17 protein-coding genes are annotated in these 16288 nt (G+C 61.5%); 11 read left to right on the top strand and 6 right to left on the bottom strand.

Going from position 1 to position 16288, the window contains the following annotated elements; genetic code table 11:
- Window positions 1–118 precede the first annotated feature (118 nt).
- A complete protein-coding gene (locus ABV589_RS25765; RefSeq protein WP_367084177.1) occupies window positions 119–853 on the top strand; it encodes a transporter substrate-binding domain-containing protein in 735 nt (244 codons plus the stop codon).
- A gap of 201 nt (window positions 854–1054) precedes the next feature.
- Here ABV589_RS25765 and ABV589_RS25760 read toward each other — a convergent pair whose 3' ends face one another.
- Window positions 1055–2449 carry an FAD/NAD(P)-binding protein gene (locus tag ABV589_RS25760; protein ID WP_367084176.1) on the bottom strand — a complete coding sequence of 465 codons (1395 nt, stop codon included), beginning with the start codon at window positions 2447–2449 and terminating at the stop codon, window positions 1055–1057.
- A gap of 1 nt (window position 2450) precedes the next feature.
- The gene (locus ABV589_RS25755) at window positions 2451–3014 is read right to left on the bottom strand and encodes an XRE family transcriptional regulator (RefSeq protein ID WP_367084175.1); all 564 of its coding nucleotides are present in this window, start codon (window positions 3012–3014) and stop codon (window positions 2451–2453) included.
- Window positions 3015–3099: 85 nt separating this feature from the next.
- On the opposite strand from ABV589_RS25755, the gene ABV589_RS25750 reads away from it, so the two are divergent.
- The 7 genes from ABV589_RS25750 (at window position 3100) to ABV589_RS25720 (ending at window position 10310) form a co-directional block, all read left to right on the top strand.
- Entirely contained in the window at window positions 3100–4038 is a 939-nt protein-coding gene (locus ABV589_RS25750; RefSeq protein ID WP_367084174.1) for a DMT family transporter, read from the top strand.
- A 214-nt stretch (window positions 4039–4252) separates the two neighbouring features.
- Entirely contained in the window at window positions 4253–7171 is a 2919-nt protein-coding gene (locus tag ABV589_RS25745; protein ID WP_367084173.1) for a monovalent cation/H+ antiporter subunit A, read from the top strand.
- Window positions 7171–7515, top strand: a complete 345-nt coding sequence (locus ABV589_RS25740) for a Na+/H+ antiporter subunit C (RefSeq protein WP_003225953.1) — start codon at window positions 7171–7173, stop codon at window positions 7513–7515. The genes ABV589_RS25745 and ABV589_RS25740 overlap by 1 nt, the downstream gene beginning before the upstream one ends.
- Window positions 7512–9191: a monovalent cation/H+ antiporter subunit D gene (locus ABV589_RS25735; RefSeq protein WP_367084172.1), complete on the top strand. Its 1680-nt coding sequence runs from the start codon at window positions 7512–7514 to the stop codon at window positions 9189–9191. Before ABV589_RS25740 ends, ABV589_RS25735 begins: the two co-directional genes overlap by 4 nt.
- The gene (locus tag ABV589_RS25730; protein WP_007966918.1) at window positions 9188–9676 is read left to right on the top strand and encodes a Na+/H+ antiporter subunit E; all 489 of its coding nucleotides are present in this window, start codon (window positions 9188–9190) and stop codon (window positions 9674–9676) included. Before ABV589_RS25735 ends, ABV589_RS25730 begins: the two co-directional genes overlap by 4 nt.
- Window positions 9673–9951: a K+/H+ antiporter subunit F gene (locus tag ABV589_RS25725; RefSeq protein ID WP_367084171.1), complete on the top strand. Its 279-nt coding sequence runs from the start codon at window positions 9673–9675 to the stop codon at window positions 9949–9951. The genes ABV589_RS25730 and ABV589_RS25725 overlap by 4 nt, the downstream gene beginning before the upstream one ends.
- Window positions 9948–10310, top strand: a complete 363-nt coding sequence (locus ABV589_RS25720; protein ID WP_007966916.1) for a Na+/H+ antiporter subunit G — start codon at window positions 9948–9950, stop codon at window positions 10308–10310. The genes ABV589_RS25725 and ABV589_RS25720 overlap by 4 nt, the downstream gene beginning before the upstream one ends.
- A gap of 145 nt (window positions 10311–10455) precedes the next feature.
- Here the strand turns inward: ABV589_RS25720 and ABV589_RS25715 are convergent, their stop codons facing one another.
- Window positions 10456–10896, bottom strand: a complete 441-nt coding sequence (locus ABV589_RS25715; RefSeq protein ID WP_007966915.1) for a DUF3995 domain-containing protein — start codon at window positions 10894–10896, stop codon at window positions 10456–10458.
- A 94-nt stretch (window positions 10897–10990) separates the two neighbouring features.
- Between ABV589_RS25715 and ABV589_RS25710 the strand changes: the two genes are divergently transcribed.
- Both ABV589_RS25710 and ABV589_RS25705 read left to right on the top strand, forming a co-directional pair.
- Entirely contained in the window at window positions 10991–11380 is a 390-nt protein-coding gene (locus ABV589_RS25710) for a DUF2946 domain-containing protein (RefSeq protein ID WP_047598254.1), read from the top strand.
- Between the two features lie 92 nt (window positions 11381–11472).
- Window positions 11473–13605 (top strand): TonB-dependent receptor, encoded by a 2133-nt coding sequence (locus tag ABV589_RS25705; protein WP_367084170.1) that lies wholly within the window; start codon window positions 11473–11475, stop codon window positions 13603–13605.
- 157 nt (window positions 13606–13762) lie between these two features.
- On the opposite strand, the gene ABV589_RS25700 is transcribed toward ABV589_RS25705, so the two are convergent.
- From ABV589_RS25700 to ABV589_RS25690, 3 genes are all read right to left on the bottom strand, one after another.
- A complete protein-coding gene (locus ABV589_RS25700) occupies window positions 13763–14779 on the bottom strand; it encodes an ABC transporter substrate-binding protein (RefSeq protein ID WP_367084169.1) in 1017 nt (338 codons plus the stop codon).
- A gap of 127 nt (window positions 14780–14906) precedes the next feature.
- Complete coding sequence (locus tag ABV589_RS25695) at window positions 14907–15104, bottom strand: hypothetical protein (RefSeq protein ID WP_027612962.1); 198 nt, start codon at window positions 15102–15104, stop codon at window positions 14907–14909.
- 8 nt (window positions 15105–15112) lie between these two features.
- A complete protein-coding gene (locus ABV589_RS25690) occupies window positions 15113–15583 on the bottom strand; it encodes a hypothetical protein (protein WP_007966910.1) in 471 nt (156 codons plus the stop codon).
- Between the two features lie 402 nt (window positions 15584–15985).
- On the opposite strand from ABV589_RS25690, the gene ABV589_RS25685 reads away from it, so the two are divergent.
- Window positions 15986–16261, top strand: a complete 276-nt coding sequence (locus ABV589_RS25685) for a hypothetical protein (RefSeq protein WP_367084168.1) — start codon at window positions 15986–15988, stop codon at window positions 16259–16261.
- The last annotated feature ends 27 nt before the right edge of the window (window positions 16262–16288 follow it).

The raw sequence follows: 16288 nt of genomic DNA, 5'->3' as shown, positions 1-16288 counted from the left end.
GTCTGCGCCTGGCTCTGCCAATCCGCCTTGGTTTCTGACGCAAAAGCCCCTCACATTCCTCACGACAGCCACCCCCGGCCCGTACTAAGCTTCGCGCTCAATTTTTCAGGGACGATTCATGAAACGGATTGCCGCGTGTCTGCTGTCACTCCTGGCCCTGGCGGCCAATGCGGCGGACCTGCAACTGCTCACCGACAATCACCCGCCCCTGCATTTTCAACAAGGCGATCAACTGGTGGGTTATGGCGTGGATGTGGTGCGCGCGCTGGCCGAACAGACCGGTGACCGGATCGTGCTGCAACAAGTACCGTTGCTGCGTGCCCTGCGCACCGCCAGCGAGACCCCGAATACGGGCGTTTTCACGGTTTTGCGCACCGACGAGCGCGATGATCGTTACCAATGGGTCGGGCCGCTGATCGAAGTCGAAACCGCCCTCTACGGCCACGCCTACAGCCAGCCACCGGTACGTTCGCTGCAAGAGGCGGATCAGGCCGGGCGCATCAGCGTGCCGCGCAAATGGCTGGTCTACAGCTACCTGCAACGGCAAAACCTGAAAAATCTCGACGGTGTCGAAACCCCTGAGCAGATGATGCGCCTGTTCAGTCTGGGCCGAACCGACTTCGTGGTCTCCGACACCCTGTCCACCGCCGCCCTGGCCCGTACCCAGGGCATGGAACCGGGACGCTTGCAGTATCAGATGTCGCTGATGAAACAGGACACCTACATTGCTTTTTCGCTACAGACCGATCCGGGTCAGGTCAAACGCTGGCAACAGGCGCTGGAAACCTTGCGCGCCGACGGGCGCCTGGAGCAGATTCGCCAGCGCTGGCTGATGAATGCGCTGCCGAGATAATCATTGGCTGAACTGGCCCCATCGCTGGCAAGCCAGCTCCCACAGTGGTTTGTGTTGTTCACGGATTTTGTGATCCATGCAAACCCCTATTGAGGCTGTCTTGCCAGCTACCCCAGTTTTCTGTGTTGTTCGCAGATTTTGTGATCCATGCAAAACCCTGTGGGAGCTGGCTTGCCAGCGATGGGGCCAGTCACAACAACATCAATCAACCAGCCGCGCCGCCAACATCTTCGCCTGCAACGCCACATCGGTCACCGCCGTGCTCTCCCACCACATCCCGCGCAGCGGTGGCCCCATCGCGAACAATCGGCTGCCGGCCTGCCCGTCAGCGTCCAGCACCGCACCGTCCACCGCCGCCGCAATCCCCAGCGCCAACGGTCCCGGACGCACCAGCCCGCGCGCCAGCAACTGCTGCGGCAGCGGTCGCGCGACGCGGCGCCAGTCGTACTCGATGCCACTGGAGTTGATCAGCGCTGCACCCTGCACCACACAGGTTTGCGCCTCGCCACGACGCCGAATGCGAATACTCGCACCCTCGCCCGATGCAGGCTCAAGCCCCTTGAACGACGCCGCCTGAATTCGCAAGCGTCCCTGGTTATGCAAGCGCTCAACCAACGCCGCACTCAACGGCGGTGACCGATGATGATGACTCTCCCACCACGGCCGCACATGGCGTACGAATTGTCGACGCTGCAGGTCAGTCGCCTGGCTCCACAGCCGTCCGATATGCGCCCGCACCGTGTCCAGCGGCGCTTGCCAATCGATGCCCTGAGCGATCGCCTCGCGGCAATGCCTGCGCAGTTCGCGCAACAATTGTCGCGGTGTGCGGATGCTCTGATCTTCGGCAAGAAAATCCACCCACGCCGGCGGTTGCCGACGCACATGGGGCAACAGTCCGTGACGGGAAAACACTTCGATCGGCCCGCGATGCCCGGCCTGCTCCAGCGAAACCACCGCATCAACCATGGTCAGGCCGGAGCCGATGATCAGCACGGTCGATTGCGGATCGAGCTGACGCATGGCGGCGACATCCCACGGATCAAGCGCTGCGGCGTTCAGGCCGCTGGACTCTTTCTGCGGCGTGCGGGCGGCGGGGAACATGCCCGTGGCGAGCACGGCGTAGGCACCGCGCAGAGTCTGCCCATTACTCAAACTCAGTTGCACCGAATCGGCCTCGCTTTGCAGATCGACGACTTCGGCGCAGATATGCTCGACGCTCGACCCCCGCTGCGCACCGACGATTCGCGCCTCGGCCAGACGCTGCTGCACATACACGCCGAACAGCCCGCGTGGCGGGAACAGTTCGCTGACCGGCACATTCTGCTCGGCAGATTCCGGCCAGCCACCGGCGGCAATGTGCGCGGTCAGCCATTGAGTCAGGTCATCGGGGTTGTCCGGGTCGACACTCATGCGCGCCGCATTGCCGTTGAGCGTGTGGCCAAGCTCGACGGCGCTGTAGGCTTCACCGCGACCGAGCTCGGCGCGCGGTTCGATGATCTGGATCCGGCGCTGGCCGGGCAGTCGCAGCAATTGCACGGCCAGCATCGTGCCACTGAGGCCACCGCCGATGATCAGGATGTCTGCGTTCTGATTCATTTCAAATCACCACATTACGCACAAACCGCACCGCGACCGTTCCGTCGTTGCGATAGCCGTGCGGCTGGTTGCTGGCAAACATGAAAAACTCGCCAGTGGAAATGGTGTTGGTCACATCGCCGACCGTCAGCGTCAGGCAACCTTCGAACACATAAATCTGTTCACTCCAGCCATCGGCGTCCGGTTGTGAGGGATAGATTTCGCCCGGCTGCAGGCACCATTCCCATTGCTCGACCTCGCGGGTGGCGGTGGCCTTGGACAACAGCACCGCTTTACTCCCCGGAATGACGCCGGCCCAGGCCACCTCGTTGATGCGGCTGGTATCGCGTGCGTCGGGGGCCTGGATCAGGTCGCTGAAGGCCACGTCGAGCGCTTCGGCAACGCGATCAAGGGTGGTCAGGCTGACATTCTTTTCCCCAGCCTCGATCGCCACCAGCATGCGCCGACTGACGCCGGACTTTTCCGCCAGCGCGGTCTGGCTCATGTCGGCAGCGTGGCGCAGGCGCCGGACGTTGTGGCTGACGTGTTGCAGGACGGACGCCCGTTGGCTGGAATCTTTGTGCACTATATTGCTCACTCGGTGGGGTTGGGCAGTATACTGCGCAACGTTGGGCGCATTGTGCGTCCTGCCTTTTATAGTGCGCAAGGTCATGACGTCAGTGAACGAATCTTCCACCTCTCTCCGCTTTTCCCGCTTCAGCAAGGCCGAGTGCGTGCTGGTGCTGATCACCATGGTCTGGGGCGGCACGTTCCTGCTGGTGCAACACGCGATGACCGTCAGCGGCCCGATGTTTTTTGTCGGCCTGCGCTTTGCCGCTGCGGCGTGCATCGTCGCGCTGTTCTCCTGGCGTCACTTGCGTGAACTCACGTTGTTTGAACTCAAGGCCGGATCCTTCATCGGTGTGGCAATCATGCTCGGTTACGGCCTGCAGACGGTGGGCCTGCAAACGATCCCGAGCAGCCAGTCGGCATTCATCACCGCGCTGTACGTGCCCTTCGTGCCGTTGCTGCAATGGCTGGTGCTGGGCCGTCGTCCGGGGTTGATGCCAAGCATCGGCATCATGCTGGCGTTTACCGGGTTGATGCTGTTGTCCGGGCCTTCCGGGGCTTCGCTGAATTTCAGCCCCGGAGAAATCGCCACGCTGATCAGCGCCATCGCGATTGCCGCCGAGATCATTCTGATCAGCACCTACGCCGGTCAGGTCGATGTGCGTCGGGTGACCGTGGTGCAACTGGCGGCGACCTCGGTGCTGTCGTTCCTGCTGGTGGTGCCGACAGGTGAAGCACTCCCGGATTTTTCCTGGACCTTGCTGGTGACTGCTCTGGGCCTCGGCGCGGCGAGTGCGGCGATTCAGGTGGCGATGAATTGGGCGCAGAAAAGCGTTTCGCCGACCCGGGCAACCTTGATCTATGCCGGTGAGCCGGTCTGGGCCGGGATCGTCGGGCGGATTGCCGGGGAGCGTCTGCCGGCGATTGCCTTGGTTGGCGCGGGGTTGATTGTGGCGGCGGTGATTGTCAGTGAGTTGAAGACCAAGGGTAAGGTTGACGTCGAAGTTGAGGGTGCCCTGGAGAACGACAGCGGCAATTGAGCGCGAAGATCAAAAGATCGCAGCCTGCGGCAGCTCCTACATGGAATGCATATCCCTGTAGGAGCTGCCGCAGGCTGCGATCTTTTTTCGCCCTTGAAACAAGGCCAAACCAAATTTTTCAGACTACTTTGTAGGATTCTGAGACATCCTCGGGTTTGGTAATCAGGGAGCTGGCACGTATGATGCTTCACAAACTTCCGCAGATTAGAAGCCTATGTCCCTGATAGTTCTACTGCTTCTGCCATTCATTGGCAGCTGTCTGGCAGCGGTGCTGCCACACAACGCGCGTAATAGCGAATCCCTGTTGGCAGGTCTGGTCGCTCTGATCGGCACCGTGCAGGTCGCGCTGTTGTACCCGCAAATCGCCCACGGCGGGGTGATCCGCGAAGAATTCATGTGGCTGCCCAGCCTCGGTTTGAACTTCGTCCTGCGCATGGACGGCTTCGCCTGGCTGTTCTCGCTGCTGGTGCTGGGCATCGGCGCGCTGGTCTCTTTGTATGCGCGTTATTACATGTCGCCGGACGATCCGGTGCCGCGCTTCTTCGCCTTTTTCCTGGCGTTCATGGGCGCCATGCTCGGGCTGGTGATCTCCGGCAACCTGATCCAGATCGTGTTCTTCTGGGAGCTGACCAGCCTCTTCTCGTTCCTTTTGATCGGCTACTGGCACCACCGCGCCGATGCCCGGCGTGGCGCTTATATGGCGCTGATGGTCACCGGTGCCGGGGGACTATGCCTGCTGGCGGGGGTCATGATCCTCGGCCATGTCGTCGGCAGCTATGACCTGGACAAGGTCCTGGCCGCCGGCGATCAGATTCGCGCACATGCCCTCTACCCTATCCTGCTCCCCCTCATCCTCATCGGCGCCCTCAGCAAAAGCGCGCAGTTCCCCTTCCATTTCTGGCTGCCGCACGCCATGGCGGCGCCCACTCCGGTTTCGGCTTATCTGCACTCGGCGACCATGGTCAAGGCTGGAGTGTTTCTGCTTGCGCGTCTGTGGCCGTCATTGTCCGGCAGTGAAGAATGGTTCTACATCGTCAGCGGCGCCGGTGCGTGTACGTTGTTGCTCGGCGCCTATTGCGCAATGTTCCAGAACGACCTCAAGGGCCTGCTGGCCTACTCGACCATCAGCCATCTGGGCCTGATCACCTTGCTGCTGGGCCTGAACAGCCCGCTGGCGGCGGTCGCGGCGGTGTTCCACATCCTCAATCATGCGACCTTCAAGGCTTCGCTGTTCATGGCCGCCGGGATCATCGACCACGAAAGCGGCACCCGCGACATCCGCAAGCTCAGCGGCCTGATCAAACTGATTCCGTTCACCGCCACATTGGCGATGGTTGCCAGTGCGTCGATGGCTGGCGTGCCGTTGCTCAACGGCTTCCTGTCGAAAGAAATGTTTTTCGCCGAAACCGTGTTCATCAACGCCACCGCGTGGGTTGAAGCGGCGTTGCCGATTGTCGCGACCATCGCCGGGACCTTCAGCGTCGCCTACTCGCTGCGCTTCACCGTCGACGTGTTCTTCGGCCCGACCGCTACCGATCTGCCGCACACCCCGCACGAACCACCGCGCTGGATGCGTGCGCCGGTCGAACTGCTGGTGTTCACCTGCCTGATCGTCGGGATCTTCCCGGCGCAAGTGGTCGGCCCGCTGCTCGCGGCCGCCGCACTGCCAGTGGTGGGTGGAACGCTGCCTGAGTACAGTCTGGCGATCTGGCACGGTCTCAACGCGCCGATGATCATGAGCCTGATCGCCATGTCCGGCGGCATCGTGGTCTATCTGCTGCTGCGCAACCAGCTCAAGCGTGGCCGCTTCAAATACCCGCCGCTGGTGGGCCGCTTCAACGGCAAGCGCCTGTTCGAGCGCAGTCTGGTCCTGATGATGCGCATGGCCCGCCGGGTCGAACGCCGACTTGGCACCCGCCGCCTGCAGATGCAACTGTTCCTGATGGTGTTGGCGGCGGTCCTCGCCGGCCTGATCCCGATGCTGCACAGCAGCCTGAGCTGGGGCGACCGGCCGAAGATTCCGGGTTCCATCGTGTTCGTCACCCTGTGGCTGCTGGCGATTGCCTGCGCCCTCGGCGCCGCGTGGCAAGCCAAGTATCACCGTCTCGCGGCCCTGACCATGGTCAGCGTCTGCGGGCTGATGACCTGCGTGACCTTCGTCTGGTTCTCGGCGCCGGATCTGGCGCTGACGCAACTGGCGGTGGAAGTGGTGACCACGGTGCTGATCCTGCTCGGCCTGCGCTGGCTGCCACGACGCATCGAAGAAGTCTCGCCATTGCCGTCGAGCCTGCGCAAGGCCCGGGTACGGCGCTTGCGCGACTTGCTGCTGTCGATTGCCGTCGGTGCCGGCATGGCGCTGTTGTCCTACGCAATGCTGACGCGGCAGACGCCCAACGACATTTCCTCGTTCTACCTCAGCCGGGCCATGCCCGAGGGCGGTGGCAGCAACGTGGTCAACGTGATGCTGGTGGACTTCCGTGGCTTCGACACCCTCGGTGAAATCACCGTGCTGGTGGCCGTGGCGCTGACCGTGTTCGCCCTGCTGCGACGTTTCCGCCCGCCAAAAGAAAGCCTGCAGTTGCCGGCCCAACAACGCCTGCTCGCGCCGGACGTGGTCACCGATCTGGTCAACCCGCGCAGCGCCAGCGACACCGCGCTGGGCTTCATGATGGTGCCCGCGGTGCTGGTGCGCCTGTTGCTGCCGATTGCGCTGGTGGTGTCGTTCTACCTGTTCATGCGCGGCCACAACCAGCCGGGCGGCGGTTTCGTCGCCGGACTGGTGATGTCGGTGGCGTTCATCCTGCAATACATGGTTGCCGGTACGCAGTGGGTCGAGGCGCAAATGAGCCTGCGACCGCTGCGCTGGATGGGCACTGGCCTGCTGTTCGCCACCGCCACCGGTCTTGGGGCGATGGCGGTCGGTTATCCGTTCCTGACCACCCACACCTGGCATTTCGCCTTGCCGCTGCTGGGCGAGATCCATATCGCCAGCGCACTGTTCTTCGACATCGGCGTGTACGCCGTGGTGGTCGGTTCGACGTTGCTGATCCTGACCGCCCTCGCCCATCAATCGGTGCGGGGTCACAAGACCGCGTCACTGCCCAAGTCCGTCGCCAGCAAAGGAGCCGTCTGATGGAAGAAGTCATCGCAATCGCCATCGGCGTGCTCGCCGCGTCCGGCGTGTGGCTGGTATTGCGGCCACGGACATTTCAGGTGGTCATGGGCCTGTGCCTGCTGTCCTACGCGGTCAACCTGTTCATATTCAGCATGGGCAGCCTGTTCATCGGTAAAGAACCGGTGATCAAGGACGGCGTGACACAGGATTTGCTGCACTACACCGATCCGCTGCCGCAGGCCCTGGTGCTGACCGCAATCGTCATCAGCTTCGCCATGACTGCGCTGTTCCTGGTGGTGTTGCTCGCGTCGCGGGGCCTGACCGGCACCGACCACGTCGACGGCCGGGAGCCCAAGGAATGATGGCGATGACCCACCTGATCGCCGCACCGATCCTGCTGCCGCTGCTGACCGCCGCCATCATGTTGATGCTCGGCGAAAAGCACCGACCGTTGAAGGCGAAAATCAACTTGTTCTCGAGCCTCGTCGGCCTGTTCATTTCGGTGATGCTGCTGCAGTGGACGCAAACCACCGGCGTGCCCGGTTCCATTGGCGTGTATCTGCCGGGCAACTGGCAAGCACCGTTCGGCATCGTGCTGGTGGTCGATCGCCTGTCGGCCTTGATGCTGGTACTGACCGGGATCATCGGCGTCAGCGCCCTGCTGTTCGCCATGGCGCGCTGGGACGGCGCGGGATCGAGCTTCCACGCGCTGTTCCAGATTCAGCTGATGGGCCTGTACGGCGCCTTCCTCACCGCCGACCTGTTCAACCTGTTCGTGTTCTTCGAAGTGCTGCTCGCCGCCTCTTATGGTCTGTTGCTGCACGGTTCGGGTCGGGCGCGGGTTTCGTCGGGGCTGCATTACATCTCGATCAACCTGCTGGCCTCGTCACTGTTCCTGATTGGCGCTGCGCTGATCTACGGCGTCACCGGCACCCTGAACATGGCCGATCTGGCGCTGAAGATTCCGCTGGTGCCGGAAGCCGATCGTGGCTTGCTGCACGCCGGTGCGGGGATTCTTGCGGTGGCATTCCTGGCCAAGGCCGGCATGTGGCCGCTGAACTTCTGGCTGGTGCCGGCCTACTCCTCGGCCAGTGCGCCGGTGGCGGCGATGTTCGCGATCATGACCAAGGTCGGCGTCTACACCCTGCTGCGTCTGTGGACGCTGCTGTTCTCCGGGCAGGCCGGGGCTTCGGCGTTCTTCGGTGGCGACTGGCTGATCTACGGCGGCATGGCGACCATCGCCTGCGCGGCGCTGGCGATTCTGGCCGCGCAACGCCTGGAACGCATGGCCAGCCTGAGCATTCTGGTGTCGGCCGGGATTCTGCTGTCGGCGGTGGGTTTCGCTCAGCCGAACCTGATCGGCGCGGCGCTGTTCTATCTGGTCAGCTCGACTCTCGCCCTGAGTGCACTGTTCCTGCTGGCAGAGTTGATCGAGCGCTCGCGTTCGGCCAACGAGATTCCGCTGGAGGATGAAAGCGAGTTGCTGCCGCGTCCGCAGGAATCGCTGCAACCGCCCAAAGGCATCAACCTCGATGACGAGCAGAAAGCCGTGGTCGGTCAGGTCATCCCATGGACCATGGCATTTCTCGGCCTGAGTTTCATCGCGTGTGCGCTGCTGATCATCGGCATGCCGCCGCTGTCCGGGTTCATCGGCAAGCTCAGCCTGATCGGCGCCCTGCTCAATCCGCTGGGGCTGGGCGGCGAAGCGCCGATCTCGAGCGCTGCATGGGCGCTGCTGACGCTGCTGATCCTCTCCGGACTGGCTTCGCTGATGGCATTGGCGCGCATGGGCGTCCAGCGTTTCTGGACGCCCGAGGAACGCCCGTCGCCGCTGCTGCGCAAGCTTGAATGCGCGCCGATCTTCCTGTTGCTGGGGCTGAGCATCGCGCTGACCTTCAAGGCCGAACCGCTGCTGCGTTACACCCAGGCCACCGCCGACGCGCTGAACAACCCGCAGCAATACGTGATGGCGGTGCTCGGCACCCGCGCCGTGCCAAGTCCTGAAGCCAAAGCGGCGATGCTGGAGGTGCAGCCATGAAGCGCGTATTTCCGGCACCGTTGCTGTCACTGGCGTTGTGGGTTTTGTGGCTGACGCTGAACCTGTCCGTCAGCCCGGGCAACCTGCTGCTCGGCGCAATACTCGGCTTCGCCGCACCGTTGATGATGCGCAAGCTGCGCCCGAAACAGGTGCGCATCCGCCGCCCGCTGACGATTTTGCGCCTGTTCGTAATGGTGGGCCGTGATGTGGTGATGTCCAATCTGATCGTCGCCTGGGGAGTGCTCAATGCCGGTCGCCGGCCGCCGCGCTCAGGCTTCGTCAAAGTGCCGCTGGACCTGCGCGATGCCAACGGTCTGGCCGCGCTGGCGATGATCTGCACCGTGGTGCCCGGCACCGTGTGGTCGGAGCTGGCGCTGGATCGCAGCATTCTGCTGCTGCACGTTTGGGATCTGGATGACGAGGCGCACTTCATCCACCACTTCAAGACTGCCTACGAGCAGCCGTTGATGGAGATTTTCGAATGAGCCCGCTGCTGTCGAACGCGATTCTGCTGACGCTGTTCCTGTTCTCGCTGGCAATGATCCTGACCCTGATTCGCCTGTTCAAGGGGCCGTCGGCACAGGATCGAGTGCTGGCGCTGGATTACCTGTACATCGTCGCCATGCTGATGATGCTGACCCTGGGCATTCGCTATTCCAGTGACACTTATTTCGAGGCGGCGCTGCTGATCGCGCTGTTCGGCTTCGTCGGCTCGTTTGCCCTGGCGAAATTCCTGCTGCGTGGCGAGGTGATCGAATGAATGCGCAATTGTCGTTGTGGGTGGAGATTCCGGTGGCGATCCTTCTGGTGCTCAGCGGGGTGTTTGCGCTGATTGGCGCGACCGGATTGCTGCGCATGAAGGATTACTTCCAGCGCATGCACCCGCCGGCGCTGGCCTCTACAATCGGCGCGTGGTGCGTGGCACTGGCGTCGATCATCTGTTTCTCGGCACTCAAGTCGGGGCCGGTGATGCATGCCTGGCTGATTCCGATCCTGCTGGCGATCACCGTGCCGGTGACTACCCTGCTGCTGGCGCGGGCGGCTTTGTTCCGCAAGCGCATGGCCGGGGATGATGTGCCGGCTGAGGTGAGCAGTCGCAGGACCGAGAGCGGTAGTTAATTCGGCGGTGTCTGGGCAGGCCTCTTCGCGGGCAAGCCCGCTCCCACAGGGTTTTGGATGGAGCCCATTACTTGTGAACACCCACAATCACTGTGGGAGCGGGCTTGCCCGCGAAGAGGCCGGTATTGCCAACACATGAACCGGGTCAGACCCAAGCTACCGCCAACAACCCCGCCCCCAGCACCAGACACAGCGGCGAATACACCCAGGTATCCAGCCGCGCAAACCGCGACCCTTTCACTTCCTTGAAAAACCCCACCAGATTCGAATCGCCGATCGCCCGGGCAAACATCAACAACGCAATCGCGCTGATCACCCATTGCAATGCCTTGTGATGCACCGCCGGCATGCCCCAGCCGACGCGCATGCACACCAGCGCGGCGATCACCAATAATGCCGCCGCCACCAACAAGGTGATCCAGCCTGACGGTTTGAACGCCGGTCGCACCGTCACCACCAGTCCTTGCACCGGCACTTGCGGTACCGCCGCCACCGCCGCCCATTGCCCACCCAGCGCCCAATACACGTGTACCAGGGCGATTGCCGCAAATATCGTCACCAGCCATTGAGCCAACACAAAGGTCATGGTCGAGAATCCTTTCGAGGGATTTGAACAAAACATCCTAGTTGGCATTTTTTGAAGTGCACGACCGATCAGCGGTACGGTAAAGTGCCGCCCCATGAAATTCACCCGTTCCGATCGCTCACTGCTGGCCTGGATGCTTTATTGCTGCGTCCTGTTCAACGTGTTCGCCTGCAGCATCGGTCACGGGCAAATGGTCGGGATGCAGCTCAACGGCATCGGCGGCCAGTTCTGTACGGTCGACCCGGCCACTCAAGCGCCGCTGACCAGCAATCCCAGCGAAGAACAATTGCCGACCCTGTCCAAGGCGTTCGGCTGTCCGCTGTGCTCGGTCGGCGGCGGTATGGGTCCGGCGTTCAACTCCAGCCTGACCCTCGCGGTTCTGCCCGAGCAACACAGCCCGCCGCTGGCACCCATCGTCAGCGCCGACCTCCCTGCCCGCTTCACCTGGCCTTCGGCCAACCCTCGCGCCCCACCGCTCGCCTGAGTGTCTTTGCCTTTTTGATTTGTCAGCCCACTGCGCCAACGCGCGGCGTTCGCCTGTGCGCTGATTCCCAGACAAGCATTCAGGATTCAACGATGAAATATATTCCTCTGCTGGCGAGCCTGTGCGGCTGCCTGTCCCTCAACGCCTGGGCGCAATCCACCGTGGATCTGGCGCCGATCACCATCGACGGCGAATCCACCAGCGAACCGGGCCTGAGCCTCGATCAATCCAGCGGCATGGCTTCGCGCCTCGGCCTTAGCGTGCGCGACACACCGGCCTCGGTGGCCGTCGCCAATCGCAACGACATCGAACGCCACGGCGCACAGAACTTCCAGGACGCCGCCAACACCCTGCCCGGGGTCAATGCCAGCGCGCCGCCAGGCTTTGGCGGATTCGTCTCCTATCGCGGTTTCACCAGCAGCCAGATCACCCAGATGTTCAACGGCGTCACCGTCTCCGGCGGCCTCGCCCGACCGGTGGATGCGTGGATCTATGATCGGGTCGAACTGGTGGGCGGTCCGTCATCGCTGATCAACGGCGCAGGCTCGGTCGGCGGCTCGCTGAACTATGTGACCAAACTGGCGACCCGCGACGAACAAGCCGCCGAAGGTCGCGTCAGCTACGGCAGTTACGACACCACGGAAACCGCGTTCGGCCTCAACCATGCGCTGACCGACCCGGGGGCCGACGTGCAGCACTACGCGCGCCTCGATGTCAGCCACAACACCAGCAACGGCTACATCGACCGGCAGGAGCGCGATGCCTGGAGCGTGGCGTTCTCGTTGCTCAGCGACCTCACGCCGGACCTGTCGCACACCCTGGCCCTGGAATATCAGGACGAACACGAAGACAGCCCGTACTGGGGCACGCCGGTACTCAACCCCAAGGCTGGCGAACTGAAGATCGACAAACACAATCGCTTCAACAACTACAACGTCGAGGATGGGCGCTACGAACAGCGCACGATCTGGGTGCGTTCGATCATCGACTATCGGATCAACGAAAGCACCACCCTGCGCAATACGCTGTATCACCTCGACAGCCAGCGCGACTACCGCAACCTCGAAACCTATCAATACAACGCCGACAACTCGGCGGTTAACCGTTCCACCGCCTATCAAGTGCGGCATCAGGGCGAGCAGAACGGCAACCAGTTCGAACTGCGCCACGACAATACCCTGTTCGGCCTCGACACCACCTGGTCCGGCGGTTTCGAGTACAAGGTCAACCAGACCACCAACTCGCCGTTGAACATCAAAGGCGCAAGCACGGTCGATCCGAACAACTACCGTCCGGGGCATTTCTACGATATTCCCGGCACCAACCCGGCACTGATCAGCGACAAGACCAACGAGGTCACCACCAAGGCGCTGTTCGTGGAAAACCGCCTGGCACTGACCGACAAACTGGCGCTGCTCACCGGCCTGCGTTACGACGACATCGACCTCGACGTGACCAACCATCGCACCGTCACGGCCGCCAATCCCAAGCACCTCAAGCGCAGCTGGGAGCCGGTCACCGGGCGCGTCGGCCTGACCTACCAGTTCATTCCATCCGCCAACGTCTACGTGCAATACAGCACCGCCGCCGAACAACCGAACGGCACGCAGGACTTCGATGTATCAACCGGCAAGCAGTGGGAAATCGGCAGCAAGTTCGACTACCTGAATGGCCGTGGCTCGGCGACAGTTGCCGCCTACACCATCGAGCGCAAGGACTTCGCCGTGACTGATCCGCTGGACCCGACCAGCAGCATCCCGGTAGGTCAGCAAACCTCGAAAGGCATCGAGATCGCCAGCTCCCTGCGGATCACCGACAAGCTGTTGGCCGAAGGCAACTTCGCCTGGGTCGATGCGCAATACGACGACTTCACCGAAAAGAACGCCGCTGGCGTGGTGGTTTCACGCAAGGGCAACACGCCGACCAACGTTCCGGATCGGGTAGGCAATCTGTGGCTGACTTATGATTTTTCGCCGCAATGGCAAGGCGGGGTCGATGCGCGGTATGTGGCATCGGTGTATGCGGACACGGCGAACACCATGACCGTGCCGTCGTACACACTGTTCGGCAGTTTCCTCAGCTACAAGGTCGACTCGCACACCACCGTCACCGGCCGGGTGCGTAACCTGACCAACGAGGTGTATGCCGAGTTTGCGCATGTGTCGCCGGCTTACTATCTGGGTACGCCGCGTACCTTTGAATTGGCGGTGCAAACTCGATTCTAAGTCGACACATAACCTGTGGCGAGGGAGCTTGCTCCCGCTGGGTTGCGAAGCAGCCCTGAAATCGGCTGACGCGGTTAATCATTAAAACCGCATTTTCCGAGATAGCGACTGCTCCGCAGCCGAGCGGGAGCAAGCTCCCTCGCCACAGAAGCCCATCTCATTTCAGATCAGCGGAGACCTTCTCCGCCACATCCTTCGGCACCCACGCCTGCCACACCTCCGGATGCGCCTTCATGAACGCTTCCGCCGCCTGGCGTGGCGCGGTGTGCTTCTCGCTCATCTCGGCCAACGCCTTGTTCAGCGGCTCGATCGGGAAATCCACCTTGCTGAAGAAATCGGCAATCTGCGGATACTGCTTCTGGAACGGCGTAGACACGCCAATCGACAGCTTCGACGCCAGCGAACGGGTCGGTTTCGGATTGGGGTTATCGGCATCGGTCAGGGTCTTCCACGCTTCGGCATCGAACGGTGGCTCTTCCAGCTGCACCAGTTTGAATTTGCCCAGCAGCGGCGTCGGCGACCAGTAATAAAACAGCACCGGTTTGCCCCGACGGATCGAAGAGCTGACTTCGGCATCCAGCGCCGCACCCGAGCCACTGCGGAAATTGGTGTAATCGTCCTGCAGGCCGTAAGCGGTCAGCTTCTGCTTGTTCACCACTTCCGAGGTCCAGCCGATCGGGCTGTTGAGGAACCGACCCTTGCTCGGATTTTCCGGGTCCTTGAACACATCCTTGTATTTCTTCAGATCACTGACACTGCGCAGGTCCGGCGCCAGCGGCTTGATGCCCTTGGCCGGGTCACCCTTGATCACGTATTCCGGCACCCACCAGCCTTCAGTGGCACCCTTGACCGTATCACCGAGACTGACGACCTTGCCCTCCGCTTCAGCCTTGACCCACACCGGACTGCGCCCGGCCCACTCTTCGCCAATGACCTGAATGTCATTGTTGGCCAGCGCGGTTTCCAGGGTGATGGTGGTGCCCGGCAGCGTATCGGTCGGCAGGCCATAGCCCTTCTCGACGATGATCCGCAGGACATCGGTGATCAGGCTGCCGCTTTCCCAGTTCAGGTCGGCAAAATGGATGGGCGTTTGCGCCGCCGTCACCGGTTGCGCCGATGTCAGCACACCAAACGTGACCACGCTGGCGGCCAATAGCCGTCGAATTCCTTTCATGCTTTGCACCTCGTGCTGTTCACAGCAATAGCAGGATGGCCTGGCAGAAGACCGCAAGCCTCTGAATACTCAGTCAACTGACTGTAGCCGAGGTTCCTGCTTTTTCCGGGGGCCAATCCCGGCGAGGTTATGTTTCAGACTTTTCCTGCAAGCTTTGCAGCTCGCGTCTGACCATGCTGGCGTATTCCGCAGGCCGCAAGGTGTAGATCTGCGCTGCCACCCAGTTCAGCCACGCGCCCTGCAATTCGGCTTTGGCGTTGAACAGGCGCAATGCCTCTTCACGCGCACGGTCGAGGTTCTGCGAATGGAAGTCGGCGCGACTCAAACCACCGATCACTCGCTGGCCTTGAACGTGATCAGTTCGCCCTTGCGCCACTTCGCCGCTTTACCGGTAACGGCTTTCAGGGTCTTGGTCAGGCCTTCCTGCAGTTGCTGGTGTGCGGCAAAAACCGTCACCACGCTGTGGCCTTCCTTGAACAGAATCGCGTGGCCGTCCGCTGTATCGACAAAGGCGTAATCGCCCAGGCCGTACACCGTCAGTTTGATTTCGCGAAAGCGGATGTCCATCTTGCCGCCTTCGCGGCTGGGCAGCACGGCCGCGCTGAAATGATCGCCGACCTTGAGCTTGAGTCCCGGTTTGTCATCGACCACCAATGCACTTTCGGTGTCGATCTCGGCCACGTAAATACCTTCGGCATTCTGTTCGGTGATGTAAACAAAACGCGATTGAAACAGCTTGACCAGCTTTGCACGCAAATCACCCAACACGAACAAAGCATGCATATCGAGATTACTGACTGCCAAAGAAACATCCCCACATCTGAAAAGTACCCTGCGCCAAAACGCGCACGGCAAAAAAACGGCCAGGCCGATGCTGTTACCGAATGACTTCAGTAAACCTGAGACAAGCAGAACGCCCATTCATCAATGGGTTCGCAAGACTACTGGAAAGTCAGGCGAGAAACCTGCCTCGACGTTCGCCAAACCTTGAAGGAAAAATCTTCATTGAAGCGCAACGAAGACGGACTACAAACTTTAGGGAAAAAACTGACGAAAAAAAGCCCTTTTCCGACATATCGCCGGTAAAAAATTGCTTTAGATAGGCACCTGTCGTCAACAGACGCTGGCGATTCTAGAGCAGCGATGCTGCTTCCGACTACCCGAACCGACCTGTAACCGTCGGCTACCTCATGAAAAGGACTTCATATGTGCACTCTGACTCACTTTGCCCAGCCTTCCAACCCTGGCATTGACTCGCCGTTCGTGCTGCAAGGCACCAATCTGGTTGAACTTGAAGAGCATGGAGCAGGCAGTCACAGACCGCGATTTCAAGTAGTTCCAGCGGGTAACGCGTTCTTTCATATCAAGGAATCTTCCACCGGTCGTGTAAGAGGTTTCCGCGAAGACCATAACGAGGCGTGCGCCCTCGCCCGCTCGCTTGAATCACGAATCGAACTCTTGTCCAACGGCTGCCTCAGATAAAGAGCGAGCGACAGCGCCATTCCGGCA

Source organism: Pseudomonas sp. HOU2, assembly GCF_040729435.1.
Taxonomy (GTDB): domain Bacteria; phylum Pseudomonadota; class Gammaproteobacteria; order Pseudomonadales; family Pseudomonadaceae; genus Aquipseudomonas.
Note: the sequence above shows the minus strand (reverse complement) of the source record. Positions and strands in the feature narration are given on the sequence as shown.

Coding starts and splice junctions, on each gene's coding strand:
- ABV589_RS25765 (WP_367084177.1), top strand. CDS start 119: ATGAAACGGATTGCCGCGTGTCTGCTGTCACTCCTGGCCCTGGCGGCC.
- ABV589_RS25760 (WP_367084176.1), bottom strand. CDS start 2,449: ATGAATCAGAACGCAGACATCCTGATCATCGGCGGTGGCCTCAGTGGC.
- ABV589_RS25750 (WP_367084174.1), top strand. CDS start 3,100: ATGACGTCAGTGAACGAATCTTCCACCTCTCTCCGCTTTTCCCGCTTC.
- ABV589_RS25745 (WP_367084173.1), top strand. CDS start 4,253: ATGTCCCTGATAGTTCTACTGCTTCTGCCATTCATTGGCAGCTGTCTG.
- ABV589_RS25740 (WP_003225953.1), top strand. CDS start 7,171: ATGGAAGAAGTCATCGCAATCGCCATCGGCGTGCTCGCCGCGTCCGGC.
- ABV589_RS25735 (WP_367084172.1), top strand. CDS start 7,512: ATGATGGCGATGACCCACCTGATCGCCGCACCGATCCTGCTGCCGCTG.
- ABV589_RS25730 (WP_007966918.1), top strand. CDS start 9,188: ATGAAGCGCGTATTTCCGGCACCGTTGCTGTCACTGGCGTTGTGGGTT.
- ABV589_RS25725 (WP_367084171.1), top strand. CDS start 9,673: ATGAGCCCGCTGCTGTCGAACGCGATTCTGCTGACGCTGTTCCTGTTC.
- ABV589_RS25720 (WP_007966916.1), top strand. CDS start 9,948: ATGAATGCGCAATTGTCGTTGTGGGTGGAGATTCCGGTGGCGATCCTT.
- ABV589_RS25715 (WP_007966915.1), bottom strand. CDS start 10,896: ATGACCTTTGTGTTGGCTCAATGGCTGGTGACGATATTTGCGGCAATC.
- ABV589_RS25710 (WP_047598254.1), top strand. CDS start 10,991: ATGAAATTCACCCGTTCCGATCGCTCACTGCTGGCCTGGATGCTTTAT.
- ABV589_RS25705 (WP_367084170.1), top strand. CDS start 11,473: ATGAAATATATTCCTCTGCTGGCGAGCCTGTGCGGCTGCCTGTCCCTC.
- ABV589_RS25700 (WP_367084169.1), bottom strand. CDS start 14,779: ATGAAAGGAATTCGACGGCTATTGGCCGCCAGCGTGGTCACGTTTGGT.
- ABV589_RS25685 (WP_367084168.1), top strand. CDS start 15,986: ATGTGCACTCTGACTCACTTTGCCCAGCCTTCCAACCCTGGCATTGAC.